This is a genomic window from Ruegeria sp. HKCCD6426 (genome assembly GCF_057221115.1).
In genome coordinates this window covers 95,074-107,546 of the sequence record NZ_JBWVBF010000009.1, presented here as the reverse complement: position 1 = coordinate 107,546, position 12,473 = coordinate 95,074, and the positions used below count along the sequence as shown (strand labels likewise).

The 12,473-nt window shown below is 54.2% G+C and carries 7 protein-coding genes and 1 pseudogene; 4 read left to right on the top strand and 4 right to left on the bottom strand.

Going from position 1 to position 12,473, the window contains the following annotated elements; genetic code table 11:
* The first annotated feature begins 372 nt into the window (after positions 1-372).
* From AC2TDA_RS20650 to AC2TDA_RS20640, 3 genes and pseudogenes are all read left to right on the top strand, one after another.
* Positions 373-549 (top strand): hypothetical protein, encoded by a 177-nt coding sequence (locus AC2TDA_RS20650; RefSeq protein WP_480880655.1) that lies wholly within the window; start codon positions 373-375, stop codon positions 547-549.
* Between the two features lie 113 nt (positions 550-662).
* The gene (locus AC2TDA_RS20645; protein ID WP_480880653.1) at positions 663-1,259 is read left to right on the top strand and encodes a dienelactone hydrolase family protein; all 597 of its coding nucleotides are present in this window, start codon (positions 663-665) and stop codon (positions 1,257-1,259) included.
* 11 nt (positions 1,260-1,270) lie between these two features.
* Positions 1,271-1,995: pseudogene (locus tag AC2TDA_RS20640) on the top strand (DUF1194 domain-containing protein).
* 386 nt (positions 1,996-2,381) lie between these two features.
* Here AC2TDA_RS20640 and AC2TDA_RS20635 read toward each other — a convergent pair.
* Complete coding sequence (locus AC2TDA_RS20635) at positions 2,382-3,425, bottom strand: AraC family transcriptional regulator (protein WP_480880651.1); 1,044 nt, start codon at positions 3,423-3,425, stop codon at positions 2,382-2,384.
* Between the two features lie 419 nt (positions 3,426-3,844).
* Between AC2TDA_RS20635 and AC2TDA_RS20630 the strand changes: the two genes are divergently transcribed.
* Complete coding sequence (locus AC2TDA_RS20630) at positions 3,845-9,196, top strand: hypothetical protein (RefSeq protein ID WP_480880650.1); 5,352 nt, start codon at positions 3,845-3,847, stop codon at positions 9,194-9,196.
* 365 nt (positions 9,197-9,561) lie between these two features.
* Here AC2TDA_RS20630 and AC2TDA_RS20625 read toward each other — a convergent pair whose 3' ends face one another.
* Genes AC2TDA_RS20625 through AC2TDA_RS20615 form a run of 3 tightly spaced genes read right to left on the bottom strand, consistent with a single transcriptional unit; the run spans position 9,562 to position 12,418 of the window.
* On the bottom strand, positions 9,562-10,005 hold the full coding sequence (locus tag AC2TDA_RS20625) for a MaoC family dehydratase (protein WP_480880648.1): 444 nt from the start codon (positions 10,003-10,005) through the stop codon (positions 9,562-9,564).
* Positions 10,006-10,015: 10 nt separating this feature from the next.
* Positions 10,016-11,170, bottom strand: coding sequence for an NAD(P)/FAD-dependent oxidoreductase (locus AC2TDA_RS20620; RefSeq protein WP_480880647.1), 1,155 nt, complete (start codon positions 11,168-11,170; stop codon positions 10,016-10,018).
* Positions 11,171-11,182: 12 nt separating this feature from the next.
* On the bottom strand, positions 11,183-12,418 hold the full coding sequence (locus AC2TDA_RS20615) for an NAD(P)-binding domain-containing protein (protein ID WP_480880646.1): 1,236 nt from the start codon (positions 12,416-12,418) through the stop codon (positions 11,183-11,185).
* Positions 12,419-12,473: the final 55 nt, after the last annotated feature.

Below are 12,473 nucleotides of genomic sequence, written 5' to 3'. Positions count from 1 at the left end.
TGAATGAACGGTCTGGGCAATCCGCTGTATTGCCGAATATTTCACGCTGCATCCGCGAGGGTTTTCTGCGGTAGTAATAGCCGCGCGGGCAAAAGGCGGCTCCGTTGCGCACAGTGTGACTTCGACCCACCGCATATTTCGCGGACGCAGCGAACGGCAGGAATACGGACTGCAATCGCAGCATTCGTGCATGTGCTGGATGGCGGCATTGGGCCGTCCGCTGTTCCCGAAACAACAAAGATGCTCAACCGCTCAACCGTTGTATTCTGACGCTTTGACAGGATTCAGCGCATCGCAATCGCGTGAAGAATTAATTGGACAAAACACCGGACAGTCGTTGCAATTGAGCCCATTGAAGCCTGGGAGGACGCTATGAACCGTATGACCGCAAAAGACTTTGATCAGGAACTTTTGGATCTCTACGATTTCTACGCGCACGGTAAGATCACGAAACGCGAGTTCCTTGATAAAGCGGGCAAGTTTGCCGTGGGCGGCGTCACGGGGATGGCACTGCTGAGCATGCTCAGTCCGAACTACGCGATGGCGTAACAAGTTTCGTTCAACGATCCAGATATTCTTGCCGATTACATCATGTATCCGTCGCCGAACGGGACAGGAGATGTTCGTGGGTACCTCGTACGCCTTCAAATGCTGAAGGCCGTTTGCCTGCCGTTTTGGTTATCCATGAGTATCGCGGGCTGAATCCGTATATCGAGGACTTAGCTCGACGCTTGGCCAAGGCTGGGTTCATGGCGCTCGCACCTGACGGGCTTACCTCGGACGGCGGATATTCCGGAAACGATGCGGATGGTCGTGAATTGCAGCGGACGGTCGATCGTACTGAGCTCATGAACGACTTCTTCGCTGGATTCGAGCACTTGCTGAACCGCGATGACAGCACTGGCAAAGTGGGTGCGGTCGGATTCTGCTATGGCGGTGGCGTTGTGGGCGCGATCTCGGTTGCCTATCCTGAGCTTGCCTCCGGCGTTCCATTTTATGGCCGTCAACCAGCATCAGCGGATGTGCCCAAGATCCAAGCGCCACTATTGGTGCAAAAGGGCGAGCTGGATGAGCGCATCAACGCGGGTTGGCCGGATTTTGAAGCTGCCCTCAAGGCGAACGACAAAACCTTTGAGTCCTACATCTACCAAGGAGCCAATCACGGGTTCCACAATGATAGCACGCCCAGATATGACGAAGCGCAAGCCGCCCTTGCGTGGGAGCGTACTTTGGGATGGTTCAACGCTTACTTGACGTAGGTAGCGTTTAGATGGTCCAGGTGAGGCGTTGGCTTGGAGCAAGTGCGTTTCTTGCGCTCGTAGGAAATTTCGCTCTTGCTCAGGAAGTTGAACTTGAGCTGGTTCTCTTGGCGGATGCTTCGGGTTCCATCAGCGAAGCTGAGATTGCATTCCAAAGGGACGGCTATGCACAAGCGATTACTGATCCCCGCGTGCTGTCGGCGATAGCAAACTCTGCCTATGGGGCCATAGCAGTGACCTATGTTGAATGGGCCGCAAACTCAGCTGTAGTCGTGGATTGGATGAAGACTGATGGCCCTGAGAGCGCGTCCGAATTTGCCACCGCGCTTGCTGGGACAGGCCGCAATGCCTTTGGTCGAAACGCCATCGCGCGGCTCTGCTCGATGGTAAACAGTTGATCGAGAACAATTCCTTTGATGGCTGGCGCAAAGTCATCGACTTCTCCGGAGATAGCCCAAATAACTTTTCTGGCCCACCTGTAGAAGTGGCTCGGCAAAAAGTGATCGCAGCAGGCATCACGATCAACGCGTTGCCCATCCTGTGCCGCTTTTGCGATACGCCTGTGCGATACCCGGACCTTGGTGCGATCTATGAAGACCTAATTATCGGTGGGTGCGGCGCATTTGTTGTGACCGCAGAGAGCGAAGTAGACCTGGCCCAGGCGATCCGGATCCGGCGTAAACTTATCCTAGAGATTTCCGGAGGCTTTCCAGGTACGAACCTGGCAAGGAAATGACTTCGTGTTCTCAATTCGTGGCCCTTGCGCGTTCAGTGAATGTTGGCAATGCGGGCTGCGACCGCAGCATTGGGCTCCCCAAGCGCAAGGCAGCTTTGGGCCGTCTGCTTAGTTAGTATTTAGCCAGGCTGGGGCATTGCTGCGGCTGCCCCGAAGTCTTTAATGAGCCCTCTTTGACCAATGCTGCGGTATGCCCGAATGGCTGTTTTACCTGTAGCGGCCTGATCTAAGGAAGGGTTTGGCTCATTCTGTTGGTTTAATAAACCGAAATTGCTTGAGCGAAGGTTCTGCACGCATCACATTTTTTCGTTGGCGTCTATTCAAGCTCAATCCTGTGAGCACCCATTAGACTAAGTTATTGCATCACGGTTGCAATGAACTCGCGCTCAAGTGGTATTGTCTTCGAGCGTGTCCCTATATTGCGATGGAGATTGGTTGGTCCAACGTTTGAAGGATCGCCGGAACGCTCTGCCGTCCGAGTACCCCAACAACTGTGCAATTGCATCGAAACTCAGGTCAGGATTGGCGAGAAGCCGTTTGGCGTTTGCTTCACGAACTTCCTCAAGCATTGCCCGTAGTTCTTTGCCGTGCTGGCTGACGAGTCTTTGCAGAGATCTCAGACTGAGGTGCAGGTTTTTTGCAAGAGCCGCGGCGCCATATTCTCCAACGGCGGCGTTCTCGCAAATTGCGTCATGTACTTTCTGCAGGTTCTGGATGCCCAGGTTGGAGAGGCCATTTTCCATATGTACACGCTCCAAATGCAAACGCGCGTATTCATACAAAGGTTTGCTGGAAAGACGGCTTGGCCTGTCCAGCGCGTCACGGGCGATCACCAGTGTATTTCTCGGTTGTTCAAACGTTACTTTTGTGCCGAAAAAATCTTCGTATAGCCCATGCTCCAGCAATGGCTTATGTGCAAATTGGACATCGGTAATTGCGTCGCCAAGGTCAAACCACTCGCACATTGTCCGATACAACAAGGCACAACCGAACTCTCCGGTTGCGCCGTTATCAAGCTCGTCCATCGGGTGATATATCCCGAGGCGAGCATGCGTTGGCGTCTCTTCGAGGGTCAGATGCAAGCGATCCGACAAAACAGATCGAAACTGAACCAGCATTTCCAATGCATCGCGGACCGTTGGAGCGAACTCGACCGCAGAGCTCACATAGCCAAAGATCGAAAATGGCGTAACCCTGGCCAGGTCCAGTGTAAACGGTTCACCCGGCAAAGAGGCCGCCATCATGTTCATAATCTTGGGGAAATCGTCTTCGTTAATCCTGGCATTCGGATTGAGAAATTGAGCCGGGTCTATGCCCAACTCTTCAACGATTTCGGTGACCGGAACTCCGCGCGAAATGGCATAGCCCACCATGTTGGCTGCAGCGGCAGCGATAGTCTTGTGGTTTAGCGGATTGTCTGCTTGCGGCACTTTGAGGGTCTCATTTTTTGAGCAGCACATGCGCTGCGTCGCGTTTTTTTGGATTAGTTGGGGGTCGTTGCCACGACAGGCCAAGGATCGTCTAGAGGCCGGTTTGCGGAATGACAATCATTTGAGCCGAAATTTGGCGCCGTGTGACCCTTCGGTCAACTCGTTCGCCCGAGAGTAACAAATTGGCGCAAACTGTCCGCGTGTTTGCGTGAACTGTCCTTGATACGAAGGGGTTTTGTAAGTCTTACTGCGCGTCAACTCCGAAACGAGTTCACTGAAAAAATAAACTCAAGGGTTGAGGGTGCAGTGCCAATTCAAGGCGAGAAAACGTCATATCCCAATTGTCAGGCGGACCCACAACCGGCGCAAAATGCCGAATTTGAGGCTGTTCAGTAAGCTCAAAATTTAAAAGGTCTTCTGTGAACAACTATAAAAGTAAGCTCGATCCAAAGGTCGTGGCACGTGGCGGGCGTCTTGTGAAATGGAAGGGAAGGGTCGCCAGTATTGCACCATCCCTGTTTCTGACATCAATGTCCCTCAGCATTCTGGATGCGGATTGGGTTGGCGCGGAAGAGATCACGGCGTCGCAAACATCGCAGGCCGTATTTGCCATTGACGAGGACAACAGCGTCACAGCGACAGGCGCGGTCACCGTAACTGCCGGGGCAGTGAGCACGACAGGCGCCGCCGCGCCTGCCGTAATGATCGACACCGACTATTCCAGTGTATTCACAAATGACGGTACGATTTCGATTGCAGGGGGGGCAGAGACAACCCTTTACGGTCTGTTTCTGAACGGCGCATTAGGGTCGACAGGCCAGATCGTGAACAACAGCACGATCACCGTTGACACAAGCAGATCGCCCTTTGCGCGGGCTTTTGGATTTCGATTTGACCAGTCGTTTGGCGGTCAGTTCACAAATTCCGGTACCGTAACTGCGTCTGCTACTTCCACGTCAGCGTACGTGCATGCCTTTGGTGCCTATTTCGATGAAGATGTTCTGGCGACCGGTTTCATCGAAAACACGGGTACTCTCGATGTGTCGGCAAGTGCCGAAACTCAGGCGTTGGCTGCCGGTTTCTTCTTCTTTGAAGAAATGTATGGCGATTTCCTGAATACAAACACGATTTCGGTCAGCGCGAATTCCGCTACTTCCCGGGGAACGGCCTATGGTGTCCGATACAGGCGGGCCGCATTGGGTAACTGGACGAACACGGGCGAAATTATCGCGCAGGCTGAAGGAGCCTCAGGCGCGTTTGCATATGGCGCTTATGTACCGGGACTTTTGACCGGAGATCTGACAAATGCAGGCACAATCACAGCAACTGCCACGGAAAACGTCAGTGAAGAAGCCAAGGCTTACGGTATATATGCCTATAGTGGTGTAACCGGGGACATTGTGAACAGCGGAATTATCGATGTCCGCGCCAACGGTTTCTCCTCGGCCACTGCTGCAGGCTACTTTGCGCTGGGTGTACTGACGGGAGATTTCACCAACTCCGGCACAATTAATGTGGTCGCGCAGGACCAAATTGCCAACGCGGAAGCTTTCGGGTTTTTCACTGGAAACAATGTCGACGGAAACCTCACGAATAGCGGCAACATCAATGTCCGTGGCGATGGGGCTACATCGGCATCCGCCATGGGCTTATATGTTGGGGATTATGTAGCCGGGACTGTCGAAAACAGCGGAACTATCACCGTGAGAGCGACCGATCAATCGAGGGCTGCATCCGCTTTTGGCCTGAATATCGATGGTGACCTCAGAGGAAAGGTGTCAAACAGTGGGGCTATTCAGGTCACTGCCATCTCTGAGGGGGATGGGCGTGCCGTCGGGATCTTAGCTGCTGCCGATCTTAAGGATGGCTTTGAAAATACCAACTCGATTAGCGTAGTCGCAAAATCAAAAGGTGGCCCTGCTACGGCCAATGGCCTTGAGGTCGATGGCGATGCCAGCGGGAACATAACGAACCGTGGAATTATCGGCGCGCAGGCCGATGGAGTGGGCTTTGCATCAGCCAGCGCGGTTAGAATTTCTGACAACTTGAACGGTGATTTCAACAACTCGCGTACGCTTAGTACCATAGCGCTCGGTCAAACCTCCGAAGCGGATGCATATGGTCTGCGTGTCGACGAAGACATGACCGGAAATATCACCAACAGCGGCACCGTATTGGCCTATGCTGATGGTGGATCATCCGCCACGGCAGCTGGTTTCAATATTCGCGGCAGCTTGGATGGCAGCGTCAATAATTCCGGCACAGTCTCAGTTGTTGCGAGAGCAGCATCCGCGGACGCCGATGCTTACGGTCTTTATGTACGACAAGGCGTGGACGGTGGTTTCACGAACAGCGGAACCTTAAGTGCAACTGCAGATGGGTTTTCGTCGGCAGAGGCATACGGGTTGTACATCTTACGCGGTTTTGACGGGAACTTCACAAATTCCGGAGTGATTCAAGTGTCGGCAGCTTCTCAGGCGGACGAAGCCTACGCTTACGGCCTGTATGCAGGCGGCAGCAGCATGGTTGGAGACATTTTGAACGAAGGTGCGATCCACGTCACCGCCAATGGGTTTACGGGTGTGTCCGCTGTCGGCATTCACGTGCCGAATGGGTTGAACGGAGATTTCACTAACTCCGGAACGCTCATCGTCAGCGGGAATGACCAATCGTCAAATGTGAATGCATACGGGCTCCAACTTGATCGTGGGATGACCGGAAACATTGAAAATAGCGGCACGATCGACATAACGGCGAACGCGGCAACCGATGCAGACGCAAGAGCCTTTTTCATCAAGGATAATTTGGATGGCAGTTTCACAAACTCCAACTTGATAACGGTCGACGCGACGGCGACAGGCAGCGAAGCCGAAGCATTTGGTCTTTATGTCGGCGATGAAATGAATGGCAACATCGCGAATAGCGGGGTCATTGATATTCAGGCCGATGGTTACTCTTCCGCAATCGCTGCGGGTATCAGTGCCTTTGACAGGCTGACGGGCGATTTCAGCAACTCGGGTACGATCACTGCGTCTGCCACGGCAGAGGACTCGGAAGCAGATGCTTATGGTCTATGGGCCGACCAAGGCATGACTGGCAATATCGTAAATCAGGGGTCAATTAGCGCTCAGGTGGACGGGTACACATCCTCGACCGCTGCAGGGGTTTTCATTTCTCGCGGTCTTGCAGGGAATTTCGATAACTCCGGCACGATTTCTGCCTCTGCAAATTCGGAGAGTTCTGAGGCCGTATCTTACGGGCTGTTTGTCTCGGACGGCATGACCGGAGATATCTCAAACAGTGGGACAATCGCAGCTCAGGGCACCGGGAGCGAGACAGCCGCCGTTCACGGTGTGTTTGTTGCAGGCGGCCTTGATGGAGCAGTGCAAAATTCCGGAACTGTTGACGTGTCCGCGCAGGGTACAAAGGGTGATGCGTTCGGAATCGGTTTTGCCATCGTCGATGGGGACGCCACCGGAAATGTCGACAATCTCGGCGCCATTTCCGTCTCGGCACGCGGCGGCGACGACGCAACGGCGGCAGGATTTTATTTTGACGACACCCTGATCGGCGATTTAAGGAATTCCGGCCTTATCGCCGTCACAGCCAATGCCGAAACAGACGACGCCGAAGCTTTTGGCGCTTATGTCGGCATCGACCTCGTTGGCAATGTGAATAATAGTGGAAGTATCACGGCCACGGCGTCCGGCGATGAGGATGTCACCGCAGGTGGAATTTACGTCGACAATGATCTTAGCGGAAGGTTCTCCAATTCGGGATCAATCGCTGCAGAAGCCGTTTCCAATGCCGACGATGCCGCAGCCAACGCGCTTTACGTCGGCAGCAATTTTGCAGGCGACGTAATCAATACAGGTTCCATGATTGCTCAGGCAACCGGGGCGCAAAGTGTAGAGGCAAACACAGTATACCTTCGTGGCGAAGTCAAAGGCGTTGTGTCCAATAGCGGATATGTAAACGCGACGGCCAGTTTGAACAATGCCACAAGCAGCGCCATGGCAACTGCGGCGGCGTTCAACATCGAGGATTTGCAAGGCGAATTTACCAACAGTGGAACAATTGCCGCGTCCACAACCGGTGCAGGTAAAGCAAATGCCTATGGGATATATATAAAAAACCGTGACGGGTTCGCTGGGGATACTTCGAACTCTGGCTCGATTTCTGCGCAGGCAGTATCGAGAAACGGAGATGTAAGTGCCAATGCACTGCACCTGAGCGGCGATTTTACCGGTGATTTTGATAATGCTGGCTCGATGACGGCCCGGGCGACCGGGACGCAAAACGTTGTAGCAAACGCCGTCCACCTTGGCGGCGAAGCTTCCGGTGTTGTGTCCAATGCAGGATATTTGAGTGCGCGCGTTGATTTGGACAATGCCACAAGCAGCGCCAGCGCTACTGCCTCAGCAATCCGTATCAACAATTTGCAGGGCGAGTTTGCAAATAGCGGAACGATCGAAGCGACAGCGTCCGGCGGGGCTGGTGCAAGCGCCTATGGTCTCTACATCGAGAACCATGACGGGGTGATTTCGGATGTGGGTGCAATCTCGGCCGCGTCAGACAATGGCGAAGCCTACGCTATCTACCTGGAGACGGGCTCCGGTTCGGTAAATCTGGACACCAATGACACAGTTACAGGTACAATCCGGGTTGCGGATCACGATGTGAATCTGGATGCACAGGGTAGAAGTGCGGCGTTCTATTTCGAGGATGCGGCCCCTGAGAATGGAACGTTCTCCACAACGGTTTCAGACGACCGTTCCGTTTGGTTTGTGCAGGATGAAGGTGGCACAGATCCGGTTTATGCCGCCGTCGATTCCAGCGGGCTGTTCACTTCGCGCGATGTCATTGCGACTTACGGCGAGGCCATCGGCAGCGTTCGTGACGCACTGAGCTACAGTGCAGTGCCGGAAGTTGGCCGAGCCTTGTCTTTCAGTGACACAGAACCCCTCTCTAAGTCCGGTTTCAAGCCCTTTGCTATGATAGACGCCCAAGGGAAACGATTTGAGGATAGTGCCGGGGACAGAACCGACCTTAGTCTGATCAATAGCAGCGCCGGAATTACGGGGCAGCTGGAGAACGGAGTATCCTTGGCGCTAGGACTGGGGGTGTTCTACGCCGATGGCGACAGTGATAATTCAACCTTTGACACAAACACTGTTTACCTGAGCGTAGCCGCCGGACGTCAATTCGGAGACTATCTGGTCGAAGCTGATCTGGGTTTTGGACTTCTTTCAACTGACAGAACTCGAACTATCCTGGGCAGCCCGGACGCGGATGGAGAGTACGACAGCACTCTGCTGACCGTACGCGTCGGCATTGAGCGGGCAATCAATCTTGACGCCGGTGTTGATCTGCTAGGGTTTGGTAATGTTCGATATACCCGACAGGACGATAACAGCTATACCGAAACCGGTTCTGACGTGAATGCTACAGTGGGTGAAGTCACGACAGAAGTGTTGGAGGCGCGGCTTGGGCTAGAAGCTAAGAAGACCATCGCCGGTGCTGGTTCGCTCATTGGTCAAATTGGCGGTGTGCTCCGCCGTGATATGGGGGACTCGACGGCGGACGTTACTGTATTCTCAGATACAAATTCACTGACTTTTGCTGCATCGGATTTTACTGGGGGCAGTCTATTGCTCGGCTACGAAAAGGAGTTTTCGTCTGGAGCAAAATTGGAGCTGACTGCAGAGCAGGAGTTCGGTGACGGAGCTCAAGGACCCCAAGTAAAAGCAGGCTTAAACTGGCAATTCTGAGCGACTCAAAACATGCAGCTAAGCTGATGTCAATTGTTACCGGGAATTCGAAGTAAACCGTGGAGTGTCTGGTTCGTTGCGCAATCTGTGATTTCGCACAGGCCAAAATTTCGCATCCGCGGCGAATGTCTGGAAAGCGGGCTGCGATTGCAGCAATGTAGTCAGCCGCCAGATGTCTCCTTTGGGCCGAATTCGCTGAACCCTACAAACGACACAGCGTTGTTTTATTGTTGAATTTGAGGTTATCGCTGAGCCCTAACTTTCTGTTTTCTGCCATGCACCCAAAAACCCGGTTCGCACAAAAACGACGCAGCTTTTCTGCTAAGCTTCGTTGTTCATGTAACATCCTTTAGAAAATCAACAAATTACCTGCCTTCGCAAATTGCGAGAGTGTACGTCACTGCGGTACCGTCAACACAAGTGTCGCCCAGTGAATCCACTATACAGGTGTTCAACGTGCAAATCGGTTTGTCATCACGTACTTCGATGACTTCGACCCGTGCCTCTATCGTTTCTCCTACGCGCACAGCCTTTTTGAACCGCCAGTTGGTTTCAAGGAACACTGTTCCTGGGCCGGGAAGATTTTCTGCGACAACAGCATTGAGCAGCCCGGTGGTCACACCGCCCTGAACGACCAATCCACCAAGAACGGTCTTTGCAGCTATTTCGCTGTCATAGTGGATTGGGTTCTTGTCGCCGGTCATCTTGGTAAACGCTTCGACATCGCGCATTGAGGTTGTTCTTGCTCTGCCGGTACGTTGCCCCCGTTCAGGCTTACCGTTCATTGTGCCTTTCCATCCGTTCTCCATGATTTTCTCCTCAAGCTGCCTGAGCTGATGGTGTGAGCGACTGTTGCAAGTGGGAAAACTCCGCTTTCATCTCGTCGTTCAAACGCATGTGCAGGCCCTTCAAATGGGCCAGCGTCCAATCGAAGGACGCAATCTCCGCAGTAATCTGAAAAAGGTTAGCAGAAAGTTGGTTGCGCGTGTGTTGGTAATCAGACAGGTCGCCAAAACCATTTGTCACGGCAGTTTCAACAAGGAAATGCGCATCCCGCAACGCATCGGTTATTCCGTGTGCAGTCAACGGGTCTTTGAAGTATCCAGCATCTCCGACCAGTGCCCAACCTGGGCCTGCGCATTGCCGCATGTGTCCCGGCGCGCCCAGGAACCGTTTGGGTTTCTCGACCAACGAACGGTGATCCAACTGTTCCGCCACGTCGGTGTCCCACCGCCGTAATTGGTCGCGAAGACGGGAGAATACGTCAGAACCAAATCTGGCTTTAAAAGCTTGGGGAGGACAGGCAGCAAACAGGCAATGCTGATCATCGGTCGTCGGGATCAATCCTGCCGCTGCATTCACGTCATAAAACCACCGGTAGCCGGAGTTGGGGATGCCATCCACGTATGCGTAGACACAAGCGGAGCGAATGTCCGAGCGGACGGTTTCCTTGGCTCCGACCAGTTTCGCGACGGTCGAGTTTCTGCCGTCCGCGCCAATAACCAGGTCAGCGTTGACCTGATATGTGTTGCCTTCGCGGTCCATCAGAACGACGCCGGTCACACGGTTATCAGGCTTCCTGATAACATCACAGCAGGTGACTGCTGTCCTCAGCTCAACACCCGCTTCTTGTGCGGCATCGCCCAAAACTTTGTCCAGCAGCCAACGACGGGGGGCAAAAAGTCCCTTGTAACCAACATCCGGTTTAAGCGGGATATCGAAGACCTCGTCGCAATAGACGAACTGAGTTGCGTTGACCGCAGGGGTGGACGCCTTGATAGGTCCCAATACCCCCCAATGCGCCATCAGATGGATCGCAGGACGCATAAGGGCATGGGTCGAAAGCGTGTCCTGGATATCAGCTTCCCGGTCCACAAGTAGCACACGCGCTCCTCTACGCGCCAACAGCATTGCGGTCGCGGCTCCTGCCACGCGGGCACCGATTACAATTGCGTCAAAACTCTGCGTTTGCATGACGGTTTCCTTTCACGCGGCCAAAGGTTGATTGAGTTGAATGGAAATCTGTCGCGCCAGCGCTTTTGCGTCTCGTGCCGCGCCGTCGATATGTACCGAACGGCTGGTCCGCAGAAACGGCAGCCCCATAACATACAATCCGTGTTCGACGACGCCGCCTTGGTGTTGGATACGGCCCTTGCGATCGAAAACGGGAAATTGAACAAATCGATGATCAGGGTTGAATCCTGTCGCCCAGATCACGGTGTCGAATTCAGACAGATCGATGGTCAATCTGGGATCAGACGGCACGGTGGTCGGTGCAAAACGCTGAGGTGGCGCGACTATATCGTCGAATCCCCGATCCGAAATCCAGGTATCAATCCTGTCTAAAAGGCGGTTCATTTTCAGATCCGCGGAAGACACGGAATTGAACAATCCACCGGAGAATTGTGCCTTGTTGTCTCGGATATCCATCATGCGCCCGACTAGTTCGACGCCCCGAGCCTGTAGGATATCCAGGTTCAGATCGTTGCGCTCCGGCGTTCCGATCAACGGCAGCGACGGTGTCCTCCGAACTCGGTCGAGATCGTCCACCTTGGTAAAGGGCTCATCAAAAACACGAGCCAGATGCATCCACTGCAGAATGTCGGCGCCGCGATAGGTGCGCGGCAAACGCCCGTGGCTTCCGACGGCCAGGGTTACCTTGCGACCGGACCACGCGAGTTCCTGCGCGATTTGAAGCCCAGATGCCGAAGCCCCCACGACCAAAACGCCACCTGAACGCACCTCGAGCGGACTGCGATAGGTGATCGGGGAAAACTGTTCGATACGATGGGGCAGGGCGCTGGCAAAGGCAGGGACCTTGGGCCGCGCGCAGGCACCGGTCGCGATAACCACGGACTGGCAGCGGATTGGGCCGCGGTTGGTTTCGGTAATGTACCCTTGACCCAGCCGCGACAGGGATTTCACCGATGTGTCTGTAAAAAGCGGCGGCGCATGTCGTGTGACCCAATTGTCGATCTCGGCTGCGAACCGTCGGGCGGTGGCGAATCCGTCGGGATCATCGGGCCCGTGCGCCTGACCGGCGAGGGTATTCATCCAGTTGGGGGTCAACAGGCGTAACGAGTCCCAGCGACGGCTGTGCCAGCTTTCGCCGGCGCGTCCGGCATCCAGAACAAGGTGGTCGATCGAGCGTTTGCTGAGTTCAAAGCTCATGGCAAGGCCGCACTGGCCCGCCCCGATGATCAGGGTGGTTGTCGAATACATTTGGGACCTCACAATGAAGAGGGTTGTGCGAACCCCGGAGCGCGGGGTTCGCTTG

Bases quoted from the DNA above. Each gene is read 5' to 3' on its own strand.
- AC2TDA_RS20650 (WP_480880655.1), top strand. From the start codon at position 373: ATGAACCGTATGACCGCAAAAGACTTTGATCAGGAACTTTTGGATCTC.
- AC2TDA_RS20625 (WP_480880648.1), bottom strand. From the start codon at position 10,005: ATGGAGAACGGATGGAAAGGCACAATGAACGGTAAGCCTGAACGGGGG.
- AC2TDA_RS20620 (WP_480880647.1), bottom strand. From the start codon at position 11,170: ATGCAAACGCAGAGTTTTGACGCAATTGTAATCGGTGCCCGCGTGGCA.
- AC2TDA_RS20615 (WP_480880646.1), bottom strand. From the start codon at position 12,418: ATGTATTCGACAACCACCCTGATCATCGGGGCGGGCCAGTGCGGCCTT.